General features: G+C 66.9%; 20 protein-coding genes and 1 pseudogene. 13 read left to right on the top strand and 8 right to left on the bottom strand.

What is annotated here, in order from left to right:
- Window positions 1–236: 236 nt before the first annotated feature.
- Window positions 237–752 carry a GNAT family N-acetyltransferase gene (locus HWX62_RS14950; RefSeq protein WP_175929275.1) on the top strand — a complete coding sequence of 172 codons (516 nt, stop codon included), beginning with the start codon at window positions 237–239 and terminating at the stop codon, window positions 750–752.
- A gap of 53 nt (window positions 753–805) precedes the next feature.
- Here the strand turns inward: HWX62_RS14950 and HWX62_RS14945 are convergent, their stop codons facing one another.
- The gene (locus HWX62_RS14945) at window positions 806–1270 is read right to left on the bottom strand and encodes a hypothetical protein (RefSeq protein ID WP_175929295.1); all 465 of its coding nucleotides are present in this window, start codon (window positions 1268–1270) and stop codon (window positions 806–808) included.
- Window positions 1271–1487: 217 nt separating this feature from the next.
- On the opposite strand from HWX62_RS14945, the gene HWX62_RS14940 reads away from it, so the two are divergent.
- The gene (locus HWX62_RS14940) at window positions 1488–1883 is read left to right on the top strand and encodes a hypothetical protein (RefSeq protein ID WP_175929274.1); all 396 of its coding nucleotides are present in this window, start codon (window positions 1488–1490) and stop codon (window positions 1881–1883) included.
- A gap of 681 nt (window positions 1884–2564) precedes the next feature.
- On the opposite strand, the gene HWX62_RS14935 is transcribed toward HWX62_RS14940, so the two are convergent.
- Complete coding sequence (locus HWX62_RS14935) at window positions 2565–3308, bottom strand: DUF695 domain-containing protein (protein WP_175929273.1); 744 nt, start codon at window positions 3306–3308, stop codon at window positions 2565–2567.
- Window positions 3309–3485: 177 nt separating this feature from the next.
- On the opposite strand from HWX62_RS14935, the gene HWX62_RS14930 reads away from it, so the two are divergent.
- The 5 genes and pseudogenes from HWX62_RS14930 to HWX62_RS14910 all read left to right on the top strand — a co-directional run bounded on the left by HWX62_RS14930 (window position 3486) and on the right by HWX62_RS14910 (window position 5900).
- Window positions 3486–3794 (top strand): hypothetical protein, encoded by a 309-nt coding sequence (locus HWX62_RS14930; RefSeq protein ID WP_011545327.1) that lies wholly within the window; start codon window positions 3486–3488, stop codon window positions 3792–3794.
- Window positions 3795–3834: 40 nt separating this feature from the next.
- The gene (locus HWX62_RS14925) at window positions 3835–4083 is read left to right on the top strand and encodes a hypothetical protein (RefSeq protein ID WP_175929272.1); all 249 of its coding nucleotides are present in this window, start codon (window positions 3835–3837) and stop codon (window positions 4081–4083) included.
- 103 nt (window positions 4084–4186) lie between these two features.
- Window positions 4187–4713 (top strand): annotated as a pseudogene (locus tag HWX62_RS14920) (aspartyl-tRNA synthetase).
- Window positions 4714–4869: 156 nt separating this feature from the next.
- The gene (locus HWX62_RS14915) at window positions 4870–5343 is read left to right on the top strand and encodes a VOC family protein (RefSeq protein WP_059584167.1); all 474 of its coding nucleotides are present in this window, start codon (window positions 4870–4872) and stop codon (window positions 5341–5343) included.
- A 338-nt stretch (window positions 5344–5681) separates the two neighbouring features.
- Window positions 5682–5900, top strand: coding sequence for a hypothetical protein (locus HWX62_RS14910; protein WP_175929271.1), 219 nt, complete (start codon window positions 5682–5684; stop codon window positions 5898–5900).
- Window positions 5901–6060: 160 nt separating this feature from the next.
- Here the strand turns inward: HWX62_RS14910 and HWX62_RS14905 are convergent, their stop codons facing one another.
- Window positions 6061–6684 carry a phospholipase D family protein gene (locus tag HWX62_RS14905; protein WP_175929270.1) on the bottom strand — a complete coding sequence of 208 codons (624 nt, stop codon included), beginning with the start codon at window positions 6682–6684 and terminating at the stop codon, window positions 6061–6063.
- A gap of 324 nt (window positions 6685–7008) precedes the next feature.
- The gene (locus HWX62_RS14900; RefSeq protein WP_175929269.1) at window positions 7009–7497 is read right to left on the bottom strand and encodes a helix-turn-helix domain-containing protein; all 489 of its coding nucleotides are present in this window, start codon (window positions 7495–7497) and stop codon (window positions 7009–7011) included.
- A 187-nt stretch (window positions 7498–7684) separates the two neighbouring features.
- On the opposite strand from HWX62_RS14900, the gene HWX62_RS14895 reads away from it, so the two are divergent.
- Both HWX62_RS14895 and HWX62_RS14890 read left to right on the top strand, forming a co-directional pair.
- Window positions 7685–8122, top strand: coding sequence for a PaaI family thioesterase (locus tag HWX62_RS14895; protein ID WP_175929268.1), 438 nt, complete (start codon window positions 7685–7687; stop codon window positions 8120–8122).
- A 145-nt stretch (window positions 8123–8267) separates the two neighbouring features.
- A complete protein-coding gene (locus tag HWX62_RS14890; protein ID WP_175929267.1) occupies window positions 8268–9320 on the top strand; it encodes an NADP(H)-dependent aldo-keto reductase in 1053 nt (350 codons plus the stop codon).
- Between the two features lie 77 nt (window positions 9321–9397).
- On the opposite strand, the gene HWX62_RS14885 is transcribed toward HWX62_RS14890, so the two are convergent.
- Both HWX62_RS14885 and HWX62_RS14880 read right to left on the bottom strand, forming a co-directional pair.
- A complete protein-coding gene (locus HWX62_RS14885) occupies window positions 9398–10684 on the bottom strand; it encodes an MFS transporter (protein WP_175929266.1) in 1287 nt (428 codons plus the stop codon).
- A 35-nt stretch (window positions 10685–10719) separates the two neighbouring features.
- Complete coding sequence (locus tag HWX62_RS14880) at window positions 10720–12141, bottom strand: M20 family metallopeptidase (protein ID WP_175929265.1); 1422 nt, start codon at window positions 12139–12141, stop codon at window positions 10720–10722.
- Window positions 12142–12304: 163 nt separating this feature from the next.
- Between HWX62_RS14880 and HWX62_RS14875 the strand changes: the two genes are divergently transcribed.
- The 4 genes from HWX62_RS14875 (at window position 12305) to HWX62_RS14860 (ending at window position 16035) form a co-directional block, all read left to right on the top strand.
- Window positions 12305–13258, top strand: a complete 954-nt coding sequence (locus HWX62_RS14875; protein ID WP_175929264.1) for a LysR substrate-binding domain-containing protein — start codon at window positions 12305–12307, stop codon at window positions 13256–13258.
- Between the two features lie 64 nt (window positions 13259–13322).
- Complete coding sequence (gene mnmH / locus HWX62_RS14870) at window positions 13323–14456, top strand: tRNA 2-selenouridine(34) synthase MnmH (RefSeq protein ID WP_175929263.1); 1134 nt, start codon at window positions 13323–13325, stop codon at window positions 14454–14456.
- Window positions 14453–15511 (top strand): permease, encoded by a 1059-nt coding sequence (locus HWX62_RS14865; RefSeq protein ID WP_175929262.1) that lies wholly within the window; start codon window positions 14453–14455, stop codon window positions 15509–15511. The genes mnmH and HWX62_RS14865 overlap by 4 nt, the downstream gene beginning before the upstream one ends.
- 101 nt (window positions 15512–15612) lie before the next feature.
- Entirely contained in the window at window positions 15613–16035 is a 423-nt protein-coding gene (locus HWX62_RS14860; RefSeq protein WP_175929261.1) for a hypothetical protein, read from the top strand.
- 37 nt (window positions 16036–16072) lie between these two features.
- Here HWX62_RS14860 and HWX62_RS14855 read toward each other — a convergent pair whose 3' ends face one another.
- Entirely contained in the window at window positions 16073–16906 is an 834-nt protein-coding gene (locus HWX62_RS14855) for an ABC transporter permease (protein ID WP_175929260.1), read from the bottom strand.
- 5 nt (window positions 16907–16911) lie between these two features.
- The gene (nodI, locus tag HWX62_RS14850; protein WP_175929259.1) at window positions 16912–17838 is read right to left on the bottom strand and encodes a nodulation factor ABC transporter ATP-binding protein NodI; all 927 of its coding nucleotides are present in this window, start codon (window positions 17836–17838) and stop codon (window positions 16912–16914) included.
- Window positions 17839–18121: the final 283 nt, after the last annotated feature.

The raw sequence follows: 18121 nt of genomic DNA, 5'->3' as shown, positions 1-18121 counted from the left end.
CTTGGCGCGAACCGACAAAGCGCAACAGTCTTACATGCGTGTAATGTGTGACCTTCCTCGTGCCCTCTTGCTTTGCAGGGCCGTTCGATCCCGATGACCGATGAAGGCGTCGGGATTTTTTTTGCCCGCGTGCCGAGCATCCGACGACGAGTCCTGCGAGAGGCATCTCGCAAAGCACGGTATATTTTGCGAAGACCCATGCCGATCAAGCGAACCAGCAGAAGGAGTTGCTACCGATGCCGGATAGCCGGACCACGCTGCGCGCCGCGACGGCCCGCGACGCGCACCACATTGCCCGCCTGCACACGCTGAGCTGGCAAACCGCCTATAGCCACATCCTTCCGGCCAGCTACCTGTCCGACGAGCTGCCGACGGAACACGCGCTGCGATGGCGCAAGTATCTCGAGCGCAACGAGAGCGAGTGGGGGCTCGTGCTGATTGCGGAGGCGAATGGCGAGCCCGTCGGCTTCGTCAGCGCCGAGCGCCCCGTCGATCCGGCGCGTGGCGTATTGCTCGACTGCCTGCACGTCCATCCTTCGCATCACGGCGGCGGCACGGGCAAGCGCATGATCGAAGCCGTTCGCGCATGGGCCCGGTCGATCGGTGTGGACCGGGTCCATCTGCAGGTGCTGGAGGGCAACGTGCGTGCGATCGGGTTCTACGAACACAACGGCTGGCAATTGGCCGGTGTCGAAACGAGCCGCATCGGACAAACGGAAGTCACCGACCGGATTTACGCGATCCGGGCTTGAACGCTGGCCGGCATCGACGCGAGCGGCAGCACGCAGCACAGCCACGCCAGTCGTCACTCGCCGCAATAGCGCACGAGCAAATCGGCTTCGGTTTCGTGGACTTCGACGGGTAACGTCGCCGCACCGGCATATGCGAGATAGCGCGCGCGATGCTGGCCGTTACGGAACGATGCGACGCCGACTTTCGACAGGCCGGGAATGCCGAGCCACGTTCGGGTTCTCGTCTCGCGAAACGTGATGAACGGCATGTCCGGAATCCGCTCCCGGCTCGGATCGAGGAATTCGCGAATGCCCGCGGCTTTTCCGGGCGCCCAGTACTGAACCGACGGCAGCACATAGTCGGTGGTGTCGCGATCCGCGCAGGCGAGCAGTTTCTGCAGGTCGATCGTCACGACCCGATGTCGAGAGTCGTCGGACGAGAATATCCGCTTGAGGTGCGTGTAGGCATAGGGGGCGTGCCCGGGAAGCCGGACGATCCAGACGTCTACGCCGCCTTCCCGTGCGTGAGCGAGCGTCATTGTTTCCTCTGGTGGCGCGAGCGGTCGTTGTGATCCGAGTTTAGCAGCGCGATGACGGCCTCGGAGCAGGTCGATATCGACAGGCCGCGAGAATATCGCGATATTGCCGACGAGGACGGCAGCCCGAGCGAAATTCACGCAAGATTCATACTGTGTCGTGAAGCCGGTCAGGCGCGGAGCCTCATCAAATTGAGAGGGCAGATTGAGCGGAGAAGCCATGCCGTCGAAATTGGAGATTGAATATCTCGATTACCGTTTCACCGCAACGCTGGAAATCACGGCGTCCGGTCGTGTCGCCGTTGTCGACAGACAGCTCGAATCCGAGGTGCGAAGCAAGACGCTCGGGTGGATCGTGTTCGATCGTTTTCTCGAGCGGAACGATTTCGCCGACGAGGAAGACGCGCGCGCCAATATCGTCGAGTGGCTGGAGCGGCTTGCCGATCCGCGGCCCGTCGCATCGACCGGGATTGCGAAGGCGAGTGCGGCGGCAACCGGCGCGGTGGCGGCAGATTCACCGACAGCCGAAATCGTCGGCGATGTTGCGATCGAAATCGTCGGCAATCTCGACTGGATCGATATCGTTGCCGACTGGTTTTCCAGTAGTTCGTTGTAGCGAAAACGCGTGTTTTCGTGACGCAGATCATTGTGTGCGCGAAATTCCGCGCGAAAAAATGAGGCGGAAATCGCCTTGTGCCAAAAAAATAGAATAATCCTGCTTTGACAATATCCGTGAATTGCCGGAAACTGCGCCCCGTCCGGATCTGAAAAATCGACTTGAATTAAAACAAAATAAAACGCTGGAATGAAAAGGCGAATGCTGTGGCTGGCCTTGTCGGCGAGGCCGGCAAGCCACGCACCGCGCTTGAATCATGACGATACTCGGCGATACGCGAGCATGCCGGTGCCGTCATGTTGTCACTAAAGGGTGAGTTGCCGCACAGACCGTTGCATGACCCGCGATCACAATTTGACCGGTTGACCGTTCTTCCCCGGCCCGGTCAACCATTTCCCCGCTCGCTCGCGCAGGAGCGGGGGCTTTTTGCCCCCCGACGCCGGAAGGCTGCGTCGGCGGAACCGGACAGGCGTTCGGCGGGCAGCGCAACGGCACGCGTTCGCACCTGACATCCCGCCTGATCCGTTCGAATCGCTTTCCTCGTGCCTGAGCGAACCCTCAGGCCCATCGCCGGTTTTTGCCGGCGATGCCTTGATCCCGGCGGCGTGCAACCACGCCGCCGGGATGTTTTTTGCGTCGCATGCCGACGTCACGTCACGCGTCACGGACATCGCGCGCCGTTCACCCTGCCTGTTCGACGCTGGTTTCCCATCCGTCGTAGTTCCCGCCGAGCGCGCGCACCTCGCGATTGAGCGCGATCGTATGGCGCGTGATGTCGGCGAGCGCCATCGTGCCTTCGTGCGAAAAATGCACGGCCGACTTGCCGTCTTCGGTCGGCGCGACCGATTCGACCGGGTAGCCTTTCGCTTCGGCCCAGTCCGCGAACTGATGCGCGTCGCTCGGGTCGGCGAAGTACGCCCAGTGCATCACGCGCCGGCTCACGTCGGGGACGTCGCCTTGCTGCCGCAGCGTATCCAGCGTGCGCATGTCGCGCATGATCTGCCAGTCGTCGTCCGTCGGGTAGAGCGTCTGCCAGTACGTCGTCTTGTCCGGATCGTCCTGATGGGCGTACTGAAGCGCATAGGTCGTCTGGTCGTCCAGCGCGTCGATGATTTCCGCAGCTGCCGCTTCGTCGAACGGCACGTAGAAAAGAAAATCGCGGTTGCCGTCGACGGTGATGCGGCCGACCTGCACGCCGCCTTTCGCGGTGATCGCGGCGTCGAGCAGATCCTCGATCTTCGCGAGAGCGGCGAATTCGTCGCCGATCGGCAGGCCTTCGGGCGACGGATGCACGAAGGGGACGCGCACGCTGAGCAGCGACGCGCGCGGATCGCCTTCCGCGATTTCCGCAAAGTCGTGGTTGAAGCTGATGAAAGCCTGATGGTCGCCCATTCGGGCAGGGAAGGTTCCCCAGGCGTCGCTCATGTGTTTCTCCCGTACACGATCGTCTGTTGACGGTTGCAAAGCGTCCCAATGTATCATCGAAAATCGGGTTGGCCGCAGCCGCGCACAGGAACGCGGGCCGTGCGCGCCGCGCAGGCGAGGGGCGGGCCGTTCGCAGCCGTCGCTGCATGGAGCAGCAAGAATTCCAGGGAGATGCCGATGTCGACGTTTGCCGTGAATGGTGTCCGAATCGATCCGCTCAGCGCGCGCGTGACGCACGTGCGCTGGGCGGCCGTGAACCCGGCCGATCGCTCGTGGGCGGCGACGCCCCGTGAGGCGCCGGTGGCGGATGTGGCGCGCGCGCTCGCGTCCGGTAACGATGTCCGCGCGATCTTCTCGGCGTCGGATACCACCGCAATCGGGCCCAGGCTGAAACGCGTGCTGTATCGCGACGCGTCGGAAGGCATCGAGCTCGACATCGATGCAACGAGCGAGTCGCGCACGTTGCGCGATCTGCCGCAGATCTGACTGCGGGCCGTTGCCCAAAACGAATCGCGCGAGCGTGCCCATGACCCTGTACAGATCCGCCATCGCCCCGCTGGCATTCACGCTGTGTCTGGCGCTTGCCGCCTGCCAGACCGCGTCCGCGCCGGCGCCCGTGCAGCCGTCGCCCGAGACCGCGTCGGCGACCGTTCCCGGATCGTCGCCGCCGGCCGCGCCGATTCGCGGGATCGGCGTCGTACCGCGTCTGGCAGGGCAGAGCCACTGGGCCATCGGTCAATGCACGACCAACGGTACCGTCAAGGTATGCAATTGACCGACATCGGTGCAATGGCGCGCGATTCGCGCAAACGGGACTGGAATCCTGACATGCCGCCCGCGTCGATGAGCCGGCGGGTGTCGACACGCACCCGCATGTCATGAACGACGAACGCGAAACGACGGATTCCGGCCGGCACGTCGATTCCGTCGCGGGAGCGCTCGCCGGCTCGTTGCCGATCACGCTGGCAGTCGACAGCCGGAGCCTGAAAAGCCGGGCGGCCGTGTGCGCGGCGCTGGCCGCGGCGACCCTGTGCGGTTACGCGGCCGCCTTGGCGCTCTGGCCGGTGGCGGCGCTCGCCGTATTGTTGGGGCTGGCCGGTGCTGCATTGTTCGTCTCGTCGCGGCGCAGGATGGCGCTGCGGATCGCCGAGACGGGCTTCCGGCTGATCGGCTCCGCGCGCGAGAAACCCGCCACACCATGGCACGACGTGACGGAATTCCGGATCGTCAGCGTCGCCGGTAATCATTACATCGGGTACCCGTGCTCCGCCCATTCGTCGCGCCCGAAGGTGCCGGGTGGCGTGATGCTGCCGGTCTTCCGCTCGACGCGGTAGCCGAGTTGCTCGAGGCCTGCCGCCGTCGGTTCGGCCGCCCGGACGAACCGGCCGACCGGACGGGCAGATGAGGGCGACGCGGCGTCCTGCGCACCGCCATTCGAGCAAACAAAAATCCTGGGCGCCGTGTCGATTTCCGTCGGAGTCGTCCGTCGTAGCATCGGAGGCGTGCGCATCGCGCGTCCGTCCCGATTTTCGATACGACAACCGACTGAAGGAGCGACATCATGCCCACATCCGTCAAGCCGATCCCGGAAGGGATGCGCACGCTGACCCCGCACCTGATCTGTGCAGGCGCGACCGCAGCCATCGATTTCTACAAGCGCGCATTCGATGCGACCGAACGGTTTCGCCTCGCGATGCCCGACGGCCGGCTCGCGCATGCGTGCCTCGCGATTGGCGATTCGACGCTGATGCTGGTGGATGAAATGCCCGAGCACGGTGCGCTGGGGCCGAAAGCGCTGAAAGGTACGCCCGTCTGCCTGCATCTGTACGTGCCGGACACCGATGCGGCGATCGCGAAGGCGGTCGCGGCCGGCGCGACGGTGACGATTCCGGCCGCCGACATGTTCTGGGGCGATCGTTACGGGCAGGTCGAGGATCCGTTCGGGCATCGCTGGTCGCTGGCGACGCATCAGCGCGACCTGACACCCGAGCAGATCGCGGACGCAATGGCGAGCGCGCCGCCCTGCGGCAGCTGAACCGACACCGTCGCACGATCGCGGCAAAGCGGCTGTGCGGGCGCGGCGGCTCGATCCCGCCCGCGCCCGCCTGGCCCGTTCGCGGTCATGCGCCGGCCGTCTCGCCGCGCGGCTGGTGTTCGTCCATCCGGCGATCTTCCGATACAAGTAGCTCGGCGACGGTGTGATGGCGTGGCGGCGGGGACGGAGGAGATGCAGGACGAAGCGCGCGTCATCGGCCCATGTTTCGTCCCGATGCAGCGCTGGACAGGCGATACCTCAAGGTGCGCGTCGCGATGCCGTAAACAGGACGAGTCCAACCGTTCATCGCATCCCATCCCATCCCATCCCATCCCATCATGATTCGAATTCTGTACGCGGGCTATCTCGCGTTTGCGCTGTATCTCCTTTACCCGTTGGTGCAGAACACGCTGACGTTCAGTACCGATTGCGTGCGCAGCGCGCTGCCGATGGGCGCCCTTGGGCTGTCGGCGAATTCGGCAAGCGATGCGGACGGGCACGCGAACCGCTGTGTGCCGAACGCGCATGTCGGCATCGCGGCCGGGCGGGGAGCCTGAAATCGATCGAGCACGGCGGCGCCGCGCGTGACGGACGCTTCGCAAGGCGGCATGCTGGCCATTCGGCCGAATTGAACATCGCGCCGCGCTCGCCGATCATCGGCACCACGGTGGCGTGCATGCGAGCGGTCGAGCGTCGGGCGAAAACGCATGTCGCACGTCAGTAGCTGGAGCGGTACGGCGTGCCCTGATCGAAGCGGCTTTGCCAGTGCGTGAGGTAGCGCGCCGCGAGTTGCGGATTGTTCCAGACCACGACGACGTTCTCGGAATTGCGGCTGGCCGCCGACGCACTGTAGTTGAACGAACCCGTTTCGACGTGTTCGGCGTCGATCACGAGGTACTTGTCGTGATGAATCGTATAGGCGTCGATCGTGCGCGTCGGGATGCCCGCGTTGACGAGCAGGTTCAGTGCCTGCTTGCTGCTCTTCGCGCGGTTGCCCTTGTCGTCGACGACCACTGCGACATTGACGCCGCGGCGCTTGGCGGCAAGCAGTGCACGCGTGACGGGCGGCGACGTGAACGAGTAGGCGGCAACCCGGATCGAGCTGCGCGCCGCGCCGATCGCTTTCAGCACGAGCGCTTCGGCGCCGCCGTCGGGCGAGAATGCCGATTCGACCACCTGGGTCGCGGGTGCTTCGTGAGTGGGGGCCGGCAGCCATCGCGACACGAGATCGATCGCTTGCTGGAGCAGCGATTCGCTTTGTGTCTTGCCGAGGGCGGCGAAGGGTGTGGCGAGCAGGGAAGCAGCGAGACAGGCGGCAGCGAGGCGATTGCGCGACAACATCTTGGACAGCGGATAATTTCGAGACAGCGGGCCGTGAGTGTAACGCACGCGTGGCGGCCCGGCCACGTGCGAATGCGAAGCAATGGTCCGCGTGCTGATCGGCAGGGGGGGCACGGCGACGCACGGTTGCGTTGTGGAGCCCGTGTGTGCGAGCGGGCGATCAACGGATCGGGGAGAGGGCGGGTGATGACGCGCGAGAGTGTTCGCCGTTGCCGGGTGCTTGCGTACGAGCGATGCGCGCGTCCGGTCGGACGGCCTCGCACGCGCTGCGTCCGGTGGCCGAAGCCGTATGCGCGCCGGGCGCGTCAGTCGGTCAGCGCATCGTCAATCTTCCGCGGCAGACGCTCCGGCCTCGTCTGACGCGATCCATCCGGGCCCGGGCTCGGGCTGTACGTCGTGCGCGTCGAGCGGTTCGCCACAGGCCGAGCATACGGCCACCGCATGCATCAGTTGCCCGCAGGTCCGGTGGCGCAATTGCATCGGCGGCCCCTGGCCGTCGTCCTTCCAGCGATCGCCCCACGCCATCATCGCGAGCAGGGCCGGGTAGAGGTCGAGGCCCTTTTCGGTCAGCCGGTATTCGAAGCGCGGCGGACGCTCCTGATACGCGCGCTTGACGAGCACGCCTTCGTCGACGAGCCGTGCGAGCCGTTCGGCCAGCACGTGGCGCGTCAGGCCAAGCTGGGCCTGGAACGCATCGAAGCGGCGGCAGCCGAGGAATGCGTTGCGGAGGATCAGCATGGTCCAGCGGTCGCCGAGCACGGCGAGCGTGCGCGCGACCGAACAGTTCAGCGTGCCGATGTCATCCCATTTCATCGTCGAATCTCTTGCCTCTTGCGGCGGTCGTGCGGCGGTTCAGCGAAATAGCGGGTTCGATTATAGAACCCGCCTTCGGTCGCAACGGGCGCAGCCGCGTTGACAACGGCCGGCATCGCTGACGATAATGAGTTCCAATTTAGAACGTACTAGCGCGGCGACGTGCTTTCAACCCGGAGACAACCCGATGAATCCGCTTTCCCTGTCTGGCCTCGACCTGCTGCGTGCCGCCGCGTCGGGCGATGTACCCCTTGCATCGATTTCCGAGACGATCCCGATGCGTCCGCTCGACGTCGAGCTCGGTTACGTGAAGTTTTCGGCGCGGGCGGACGGCCGGCATCTGAACCCGCTGGGCGGCGTGCACGGCGGGTTCGCCGCGACGGTGCTCGATTCGGTCACCGGGTGCGCGGTGCATTCGATGCTCGACGCGGGCATCGGATATGGCACCGTCGATCTGCACGTGAAGATGCTGCGGCCCGTGCCGCGCGACGTCGACCTGATCGCGGAAGGGCGCGTGATTCATCTGTCGCGTTCGCTGGGCGTCGCGGAGGGCACGCTGAAGACGCCGGACGACAAGATCGTCGCGCATGCGTCGGCGACCTGCTTCATCCAGCGGCCGCAGTGAAGGAGGCCGGTCACACCCCCGCCCGAGCGGGCGCGAACGCGCGGGGCAGCGCCGAAGGCCGCTTGTAAGCGTGCGCGGCGCCCGTCTGAAGCAGTCGCTTCGATGTGATAGCGTTCCTGCTTTCCACCGACGCGACAGGAACAGCATGGAATACCGCACACTCGGCGATTCGGGCATCGAGGTCAGCCTGATCGGTCTCGGTACGATGACGTGGGGCGAACAGAATTCGGAGCGCGACGCGCACGAGCAGATCGACTACGCGCTCGGGCAGGGCGTGACGCTGATCGACGCCGCGGAGATGTATCCGGTGCCGCCGAAACCCGACACGCAGGGGCGCACCGAGCAATACATCGGCACCTGGATCGCGCAGCATCGCGCGCAGCGCGAGCGCATCGTGCTCGCGACGAAGATCGCCGGGCCGGCGCGGCAGCCGCACAATCCGCGCCATATTCGCGGCGAGGGCAACCAGTTCGACCGCAAGAACCTGACCGAAGCGCTCGACGGCAGCCTCAAGCGCCTGCAGACCGACTACGTCGATCTCTACCAGCTGCATTGGCCCGATCGCAGCACGACCACGTTCGGCCGCACCGCCTATCCGTGGGTCGACGATGCGTACACGGTGCCGATCGAGGAAACGTTGGGCGTCCTCGCGGAATTCGTGAAGGCAGGCAAGATCCGCGCGATCGGCGTGTCGAACGAAACGCCGTGGGGCGTCGCGCAATTCCTGCGCGCGGCCGAGAAACTCGGGCTGCCGCGCATCGCGAGCATCCAGAATCCGTACAGCCTGCTCAACCGCACGTTCGAAAACGGGCTGTCGGAGTTCACGCATCGCGACGGCATCGGCCTGCTCGCGTATTCGCCGCTCGCGTTCGGCTGGCTGTCCGGCAAGTACGAGAACGGCGCACGTCCGCCCGGTGCGCGCATCACGCTGTTCGAGCGCTTCCAGCGCTACAGCAAGCCGCAGGCCGTGGCAGCGACGTCGCGTTACGTCGCGCTCGCACAGCGTCACGGGCTGTCGCCCGCGCAACTGGCGCTCGCGTTCGTCAACAGCCGCCCGTTCGTGCGCAGCAACCTGATCGGTGCGACGTCGCTCGAGCAGTTGAAGGAGAACATCGGCAGCATCGACGTGAAGCTGTCCGACGAGATCCTCGCCGAGATCGACGCGCTGCACGAACTGCAGCCGAATCCGGCGCCGTAAACGGCGCGCGGCCCGCGCGGCGGCGATGCCACGACGGGCCGCGTCGGCGGCGCATCGCGGCGCCGCGCTTTCCCGTGTCAACGCATCTTCAGCCGCGTGCGCGCGACGAACAGCGCGGCGAGGCTCAGCAGCGCACACCCGATCAGATAGAGCGCCGGAGACAGCCGGTTGCCGGTCGTGCTGATCAGCCAGGTGATGACGAACGGCGCGAAACCGCCGAACAGCGTGACGCCGGTGTTGTAGCTGACCGCGAGCCCGGTGGCGCGCGTCTGCGGCGGGAATAGTTCGGCCATCAGCGCCGGCAGCGCGCCGCAGTACATCGCCTTCAGCGCGCCGATCCAGACCAGTGCGGCGAGCATCGTCGCGAACGACGCATGACGCGTGAGCCACGCGAACGTCGGCCAGACGGTCAGGAGCATCAGCACGGCCGCGGCCGCCATCATGCGGATCCGCCCGGTGCGATCGGACAGGTGGCCGACGACCGGCGTGACGAGCGTCAGCACGAAACCGGTCGCGAGCGTCGCCGCGAAGCCGGTCGATGCGGGCAGCCCGAGCTGCTTGATCGCGTAGGTCGGCATGTACAGGATCATGTAGTTGATCGCGGTCGAGATCACGAGCGCGCCGATCGACAGCAACAGCCGCAACTTCTGGCCCGCGAACAGCTCGCGCACCGGCGCTTCGGCGCGCGCCTGCGTCTTGAACTCGACGCCTTCGTCGACGTAGCGGCGGATGTACAGCCCGACAGGACCGATCGCGAGACCGAACAGGAACGGCACGCGCCAGCCCCAGCTTTCGAGTTGCGCGGAGGTCAGCGTGGCCGTCAGCAGCGCACCGAAGCCCGAGGCGAGCAACGTCGCGAGGCCCTGGCTCGCGAACTGCCAGCTCGACATGAAGCCGCGCCGCTGCGGCGCGTGCTCGACGAGAAACGCGGTCGAACTCGCGAATTCGCCGCCGGCGGAAAACCCCTGCATCAGCCGCGACAGCATGATCCCGAGCGGCGCGAGCATGCCGATCGATGCATAGGTCGGCATCAGCGCGATCAGCAGCGTGCCAGCCATCATCATCGCGATCGACAGCAGCAGCGACGCCTTGCGGCCCGCGCGGTCGGCGTACGCGCCGAGCACGAAGCCGCCGATCGGCCGGATCAGGTAGGACAGCCCGAACGTGCCGAGCGTCAGCATCAGCGACGTCGCTTCGCTCGTGGCGGGGAAGAACAGCTTGGCGATCGTGACCGCGAAGAAGCCGTAGACGATCAGGTCGAACCATTCGAGAGCGTTGCCGATCGACGCTGCGAAGATGATGCGCCGGATCTTCGCGGCGCCGGGGCGCGCGGCGTCCTGCGAGGTCAGGGTGGTCGTATTCATCGTGTGTGCAGGTCCCGTGAAAGGGGCGAAGCGTGTTACAGGGCGGCGCCGGCCGCGGCGGATGCCGCGCGGCGAACGGGCGGCGCGTCGTCGCCGAGATCCCAGAAGAGGCCGGCCATCATCTGCAGCCCCTCGCTGACGACGCTCGCGAGCAGGTGCTCGTCGGGCGCGTGCTGAGAGCACGCCGGGTACGAGTGCGGCACCCACAGCGTCGGCAGCCCGAGCGTGTCGGCAAATACCTCGTTCGGTAGCGTGCCGCCGAGATTCGGCAGGACCGCGGGCTTCTTGCCGGTGGTGCGCGCGAGCGACGCGACGGCCCAGCGGACCCACGGATCGTCCGGCGGCACGCGCGTCGCCGGTGCGCCGCGTTCGACGTCGATCTCGATGTCCGCGAAGCCGTGCGCATCGAGGTGCGCGCGCAGGTGCGCATGCAGCGCTTCCCAGTCGGTGCCGACGACGAAGCGCAACTGGCAGTGCGCATACGCGGCGGGCGGGATCGCGTTGACGGGATGCTCCGGGTTGCCGGCCTTGAACGCGAGGATCTCGAACGTGTTCCAGCCGAACACGCGCTCGGCCGCGGACAGGCCGGGCTCGCCCCAGCCGGCGTCGAGCGCGGGGTCGCCGGGCCCGCCGCCGACGGAAAGATCGGCAAGCGCGTCGCGCACCGCGGCCGGGATCGGCGGCGGGCGCAACCCGGCGACACGAATCGCGCCGCGCGCGTCGACCAGACTGGCGAGCGCGTGCGCGAGCACGATCGCGGGGTTGCGCAGCAATCCGCCCCAGTTGCCGGAGTGATGCGCGCCGTCGCGGGCGCGCAGGCTCAGCTTGAAATTGACCGAGCCGCGCGAGCCGAGGAATACCGTCGGGCGCGCGGCGGCGATGCGCGGGCCGTCGGAGGCGATCAGCACGTCGGCCGAGAGCGCGTCGCGCTCCTGGCGGCACAGCGCGTCGAGGCCCGGCGAGCCGGTTTCCTCGCCCATCTCGATCAGCAGCTTCGCGTTGAAGCCGAGCCGGCCGCCGCGCGCGTCGAGCACGCTCGCCAGCGCGGCCAGGTTGATCGTGTGCTGGCCCTTGTTGTCGGCGCTGCCGCGGCCGTACCAGCGGTCGCCGTCGGCCGTGAGCGTCCACGGCGACAGCGGCGCGCGCCACTGCGCGTCGTAGCCGCGCACGACGTCGCCGTGGCCGTAGATCAGCACGGTCGGCAGCGCGTCGTCTTCTTGGCGCGACGCGAGCAGGAACGGCCCGCCGCCGTCGACGGGGTTGGCGACGATCCGCGACGCGAAGCCGAGCCGGGCGGCCTCGGGCGCGATCTCGTCGGTCAGATAGGCGTGCAGCGCGGCTTCGCTGCCGCTTTCCTGGCTTTCGGTGCGCAGGCCGACGCGGCGCCTCAGGGTCGCGAAGAACGCCCCGGATTCGAACTGGTTCAGCGCGTGCTGGATGGCAGCGGTACGGGTCAAATCGGGTCTCCTCTGACAGGTTCGCGGCGCGCGGGCCGCGCAGGCAACGTGAAGTGCGATCGATTCTAGAAAGCCGGTTTTTTTGTCACAATGATCGAATTTCGAACCTTTCTTTGCCGAAAAGGCAAAGCAGCGCGGCCGAATGCGGCGCGGAGACAGAACGATGGCGGCTTTCCTGCATGGCCTGGCGTTGCGATATTTCGTCGAGGTGGCGCGTACCGGGTCGATCAGCGACGCGTCCGCGCGGCTGCACGTGGCCGTGTCGGCGATCAGCCGCCAGATCGCGAAGCTGGAGAGCGAGCTCGGGGCGCCGCTGTTCGAGCGGCGCCCGCGCGGGATGGCGTTGTCGGAGGCCGGGGAGCGGCTGCTGGCGTTCGCGCAGCGCAGCCTGCTGGAGGCCGAGCACGTGATGAAGGACATCGGCGGGCTCGACGCGCTGCACGGCAGCCTGCTGAAGATCGCATGCTCGGAAGGGTTCGCGATCGACTTCCTGCCTGCCGTGCTCGCGAGCTTCAAGGCGCGTCACCCGGGCGTCGATTTCACCGTGTGGGTCGTGTCGCCGGCGGACGCGACCCGGCGCGTGCGCGACGGAGACGCGGACATCGCATTGACCTTCAGCCTCGCGCCGGAGAAGGGCGTGCGCGTCGATCACACCGAGCGCGCGCCGGTCTTCGCGCTGGTCCGGCACGATCATCCGCTCGCGGCGCGCGACGCGGTGTCGCTCGCCGATGTCGCGCGGCACGCGCACGTGCTGCCCGAAGCCGGCACGACGGTGCGGCAACTGATCGATATCGCATGCGCGCTCGACGGGCTGCTGCTCGAGCCCGAGCTGACGAGCAACAACACCGCGGCGATGTACGGCTACGCGCGGCGCACGGGCGCGGTGATGTTCACGGGTCTGCTATCGGTGCGCGACCGCTCCGACGCGGACGGCTTCGTCGTCGTGCCCGTGACGAACCCGCAACTGCGCGAACGCAGCATCCAGGTGCAGACGATGGCGGGGCGCGATCTGCCCGCGTCGGTGCGCGCATTCCGCGACCACCTGATCGACGCGATGCGGGCCGCCTCGCCGCCGCCGACTGCCGCGCGCGGCCCGGGACGCCGGCCCGTGAGATAATCGTCAATCCGCCTTCCGCGCCCATGCGGCTTCTCGAGCCGCATCGCCCCTGTTCGACGCCAAATTGAAGAACCTGATTGTTACCCTCGATCGCGCCGGCGAGTTCGACGAGATCATCGACGTGCGCACGCCGCTCGAGTTCGCCGAGGACCATATCCCCGGCGCGTTGAACGCGCCCGTGCTCAGCAACGAGGAGCGCGTGCTCGTCGGCACGATGTACCGGCAGGTGTCGCCGTACGAGGCGACGCGCGTCGGCGCGGCGATCGTCGCGCGCAACATCGCGCGCCATCTCGACACGACGTTCGCCGACCGGCCGCGCAACTGGCGGCCGCTGATCTACTGCTGGCGCGGCGGCAAGCGTTCGGGCTCGATGACGACCTGGTTCAACCTGATCGGCTGGAAGGCGCGCCAGCTCGACGGCGGCTACAAGGCGTACCGCCAGTCGGTGTGTGCGACGCTCGCATCGCTGCCGACACGCTTTCGCTACATCGCGCTCGTGGGCCATACGGGCTGCGGCAAGACGCGCCTGCTGAACGCGTTGCGCGACGTCGGCGCGCAGACGCTCGACCTGGAGGCGCTCGCGTGCCATCGCGGCTCGCTGCTCGGTGCGTTGCCGGGCAAGCCGCAACCGGCGCAGAAGGGGTTCGATTCGGGACTCGTCGAGACGCTCGGGCGTTTCGACCCCCAATGGCCGGTGTTCGTCGAATCGGAAAGCCGCAGGATCGGGCTCGTGCAGTTGCCGATCGCGCTGATCGAGGCGTTTCACGCGGGGCCGTGGGTGCAGGTCGAAGCGGCCCACGACGAGCGGATCGCGTTCCTGCTCGACGATTACGTGCACCTGTTCGACGAACCGGACGCGTTCAAGGCGCAGCTTCATCGGCTGATCGGCCTGCACAGCCGCGAACAGGTGACGCGCTGGAAGGGGCTGATCGACGCCGGCGCGCGGGCCGAATTGTTCGCCGAGCTGATCGACAGGCATTACGATCCCGCCTATGCGCGCACTTACCGCGCGACGTACAACAAGCCGAACCGTGCGCTGACGTTCACGTTCCGGCCCAACGCGGCCGACGTGCGCGATCAGGCGCGCACGCTGCTGGCCGAACTCGCGCGAGCCGGGTTGCCCACATCGGCCGCGCTTGCCGCCGGCGCGGCATCCGAAACCGACCAAGATCAATCGACCACCACCACCACACGATGACGACCACACGCACCCAACCCAGTCCGGCCCTTGGCTGGATGACCTTCCTGCTGATCGCGGTCGCGGGACTGTTCTACGTGAAATGGTTCCCGTACTACAACAAGGCGTTCGTTGCCGCCGAGCACCATTCGATCGGCCAGTCGATCCTGATGGGCACGTCGGCGGCCGCACCCGAGCCGTCGCTGAAGGCGGCGCTCGACTACGCGTGGGCATACGGCAAGGCGATCTGGCAGGCGATGGTGCTCGGCCTGCTGCTCGGCTCGGCCGTGCAGGCACTGCTGCCCGCGCACTGGGTGGCGCGCGTGCTCGGTCGCACGGGATTCGGCAGCGTCGCCGCGGGCGGGCTGCTGTCGCTGCCCGGGATGATGTGTACGTGCTGCGCGGCGCCGGTCGTCGCGGGGCTGCGTGCGCGCCACGCGTCGCCGGGCGGTGCGGTCGCGTTCTGGCTCGGCAACACCGTGCTGAACCCGGCGGCGCTGGTATTCATGGGCTTCGTGCTCGGCTGGCACTGGAGTGCGCTGCGCCTCGTGCTCGGCATCGCGATGGTGTTCGGGATCGGCTATCTGCTGAACCGCATCGCGCGTCCCGAAGACCGCGGCATCGACGATGCGCAACTCGCCGCGCTGGCGGCCGAGCAGGCCGCGGCGGGCAATCCCTTCGTCCGCTGGATGACGCTGCTCGCGCGCATGGCCGTGCGGCTCGTACCCGAATACATCGTGCTCGTGCTGCTGCTCGGCGCCGCACGCGCATGGCTGTTTCCCCATATCGGCCCGGACATCGGCAATCATCTCGGCTGGATCGTCGCATTCGCGGTCGCCGGCATGCTGTTCGTGATCCCGACGGCCGGCGAGGTGCCGATCATCCAGGCGATGCTGTCGCTCGGCATGGGCGTCGGTCCGGCCGCCGCGCTGCTGATGACGTTGCCGCCGATCAGCGTGCCGTCGCTCGCGATGCTCGCGCGTTCGTTCAAGCCTTACATGCTGGCGATCGTCGCGACGCTCGTCGTCGTGTTCGGAATCGCGAGCGGCTTGCTCGCGATCGCGTTCGGGTTCTGACGCACGCGCACGGCGCGCCGTGCGCACGCCGTCGTCGTATTCATCCGGCGCCGCCGCTTCACGTGTGCGGCGCCCTTTACAAGAAGCAAACAGGAAAACGCATGACCCAACCGAAGATTCATCCTCGACTCGAAAAGGCGCTGACGCGCGGCGATCTCGCGATCCGCCAGGCCAATTCCGCGCGGGCGACTGCCGTGCTGCACGCACTCGGCACGATGATCATCGAGGCCTCCGCGACGATCGGCGTCGAGGCCAGCATCGACATTCCGCAAGGCGATCGAATTTACGATCCCGTCAACGGCCTGTGGCCGCAGAAGATGCTGGTGTCGTTCGACGGCCCGGTGGCCGAAGCCGACAAGGAAGAGCTGCGCACGGTCTATCTGGTGGCCGACGATCCGGGCACGCAATTCCGCGTCGAATGGCATCGCGCGGACGGCAAGCTCGGCCGCCACGAAGGCGGCCCGCTCGCGACCGTCGCGTTCCTGACCGACGTCGAGATTCCGTGGAGCGACGACGACGAGTAACGTCGTCGCATGAAGCCGGCGCCCGGTGCGTCGGCCGTCAACGCATCATCCGCCGCCGGAACAGCCACGCGGACAGCAGGAATCCGCCCACGGCGTAGCCGGCGAGCACCGCGACGTGCAACGCGATGTCGGTCGCCGGCCGGCCGAGCATCGCGGGCCGGATCAGCTCGACCGCGTTCGCGAGCGGCAGCGCCTGCGCCGCGTGCCGTGCAAGCGGCGGCAACTGCGTGATCGGGAAGAACACGCCCGACAGCAGCAGCATCGGCGTCAGCACGAGTGTCTGATAAAACATGAAGAAATCGTAGGACGGCGCGAGCGCCGTGACGATCATCGCGATGCTGGCGAACGCGAGGCCGGCCAGCGCGATCACGGGCAGCACCGCGAGCATCGACGGAAACCGCGCGTAGCCGAGCACACCCGCGACGAACATGATCGCGCCGCCCGACAGCATCGCCTTGCTGGCCGCCCAGACGATCTCGCCGAGCACGATGTCGCCGAGCGCGAGCGGTGTATGCATGATCGCTTCCCACGTGCGCTGCACGTGCATCCGCGAGAAACCCGAATACATCGACTCGAAGCTCGCGGACATCATCACGCTCGAGCCGACCGTGCCGGCCGCGAGGAACGCGATGTACGACACGCCGTCGACGTGGCCGAGCATCAGGCCGAGCCCGAAACCCAGCCCGAACAGATAGATCATCGGATCGGCAAGATTGCCGAACATCGACGCGAGCGCGAGCTTGCGCCACACGAGATAGTTGCGCCGCCAGACGGCGACCCAGTTGCTCGCGTTCGCCGGCATCGCGATCGCGAAGCGTGATTCGCGTGGCGGGGCCGACGGCGTGGTCGCGGAATAGTTGCGGACGTCCATGTCGATCAATCCTGCATCTCGCGGCCCGTGAGCCGCAGGAACACATCCTCCAGATTGGCCGGGCGATGCAGATAGCGCAACCCCGTCCGACCCTTGAGCCGTGCGCTGAGCGGTTCGGGGTCGGTCACATAGCAGAACAGTGTCTCCCCGCTGATCTCGGTGTGCTTCGCGAATGCCGGCAACTCCGCCGACAACTCGTCACGCAGCGCGGCCGGATCGGGCCCGTAGATCTCGATCACGTCGCAACCGATCTCCGATTCGATCAGTGCGTGCGGCGCGCCTTCGGCGATCTTGCGGCCTTCCTCGATCACGCACAGCCGATCGCACAGGCGCTCGGCTTCTTCCATGAAATGCGTGGTGATCAGGATCGTCTTGCCGCGCGCGAGCAGCGAGCGCAGCCGCTCCCACATCAGGTGCCGCGCCTGCGGGTCGAGGCCTGTCGTCGGTTCGTCGAGCACGAGCACATCGGGATCGTTGACGAGCGCGCGGGCGAGCGTGAGACGGCGCTTCATGCCGCCCGACAGCTCGCCGACCTTCGCATCGGCCTTGTTTTCCAGCTTCGCGAATTCGAGCAGCGGCGGCACGAGCGCGCGTGCGGCCTGCGCCGACATCCCGAAATAGCGGCTGAACACGAGCAGGTTTTCGCGGACCGTGAAGTCGGGATCGAGATTGTCGAACTGCGGGACGACGCCGACCCGCTGGCGTGCGTGTCGCGCACGCGATGGAACCGGTTCGCCGCACAGCGAAATGGTGCCTGCATCGGGGTGCGCGAGGCCCAGCAGCATCTTCAGCGTCGTGGTCTTGCCGGCGCCGTTCGGCCCGAGCAGGCCATAGCATTCGCCTGCCTTCACATTGAAGGACAGGCCGTTGACGACGAGCTTGTCGCCGTAGCGCTTTTCGACGTTGCGGAAATCGATCGGTGCAACGGACATGGGCGGGTTGTCGTTGTAAGTAGGCATGCTCTGCTGCCCGGATGCGCGCCGGTGTGCGAACGGATCGGGCGCAGGCGTGTCACACGGGCATGACCGAAGCGCTCGACGCCGGCGCGCGGCGGCCCGCTGAAGGGCGAACGGGCCATTCTAGTGCATCGGCTGCATCGCTTCAGCGCATGTCTGCCCGGTGCGATGCAACTGCGTGCCGATCGTGCACCGCATCATCGCGTACGCGCCGCGCGGGGCGAATCAGCGTTTTCCATCCCTTGCGTCCTGAATTGCG

The sequence above is a fragment of the Burkholderia sp. BCC0506 genome (assembly GCF_902833145.1).
Lineage (GTDB): Bacteria > Pseudomonadota > Gammaproteobacteria > Burkholderiales > Burkholderiaceae > Burkholderia.
Note: the sequence above shows the minus strand (reverse complement) of the source record. Positions and strands in the feature narration are given on the sequence as shown.

Coding starts and splice junctions, on each gene's coding strand:
- HWX62_RS14950 (WP_175929275.1), top strand. CDS start 237: ATGCCGGATAGCCGGACCACGCTGCGCGCCGCGACGGCCCGCGACGCG.
- HWX62_RS14945 (WP_175929295.1), bottom strand. CDS start 1,270: ATGACGCTCGCTCACGCACGGGAAGGCGGCGTAGACGTCTGGATCGTC.
- HWX62_RS14940 (WP_175929274.1), top strand. CDS start 1,488: ATGCCGTCGAAATTGGAGATTGAATATCTCGATTACCGTTTCACCGCA.
- HWX62_RS14935 (WP_175929273.1), bottom strand. CDS start 3,308: ATGAGCGACGCCTGGGGAACCTTCCCTGCCCGAATGGGCGACCATCAG.
- HWX62_RS14930 (WP_011545327.1), top strand. CDS start 3,486: ATGTCGACGTTTGCCGTGAATGGTGTCCGAATCGATCCGCTCAGCGCG.
- HWX62_RS14925 (WP_175929272.1), top strand. CDS start 3,835: ATGACCCTGTACAGATCCGCCATCGCCCCGCTGGCATTCACGCTGTGT.
- HWX62_RS14915 (WP_059584167.1), top strand. CDS start 4,870: ATGCCCACATCCGTCAAGCCGATCCCGGAAGGGATGCGCACGCTGACC.
- HWX62_RS14910 (WP_175929271.1), top strand. CDS start 5,682: ATGATTCGAATTCTGTACGCGGGCTATCTCGCGTTTGCGCTGTATCTC.
- HWX62_RS14905 (WP_175929270.1), bottom strand. CDS start 6,684: ATGTTGTCGCGCAATCGCCTCGCTGCCGCCTGTCTCGCTGCTTCCCTG.
- HWX62_RS14900 (WP_175929269.1), bottom strand. CDS start 7,497: ATGAAATGGGATGACATCGGCACGCTGAACTGTTCGGTCGCGCGCACG.
- HWX62_RS14895 (WP_175929268.1), top strand. CDS start 7,685: ATGAATCCGCTTTCCCTGTCTGGCCTCGACCTGCTGCGTGCCGCCGCG.
- HWX62_RS14890 (WP_175929267.1), top strand. CDS start 8,268: ATGGAATACCGCACACTCGGCGATTCGGGCATCGAGGTCAGCCTGATC.
- HWX62_RS14885 (WP_175929266.1), bottom strand. CDS start 10,684: ATGAATACGACCACCCTGACCTCGCAGGACGCCGCGCGCCCCGGCGCC.
- HWX62_RS14875 (WP_175929264.1), top strand. CDS start 12,305: ATGGCGGCTTTCCTGCATGGCCTGGCGTTGCGATATTTCGTCGAGGTG.
- HWX62_RS14865 (WP_175929262.1), top strand. CDS start 14,453: ATGACGACCACACGCACCCAACCCAGTCCGGCCCTTGGCTGGATGACC.
- HWX62_RS14860 (WP_175929261.1), top strand. CDS start 15,613: ATGACCCAACCGAAGATTCATCCTCGACTCGAAAAGGCGCTGACGCGC.
- HWX62_RS14855 (WP_175929260.1), bottom strand. CDS start 16,906: ATGGACGTCCGCAACTATTCCGCGACCACGCCGTCGGCCCCGCCACGC.
- nodI (WP_175929259.1), bottom strand. CDS start 17,838: ATGTCCGTTGCACCGATCGATTTCCGCAACGTCGAAAAGCGCTACGGC.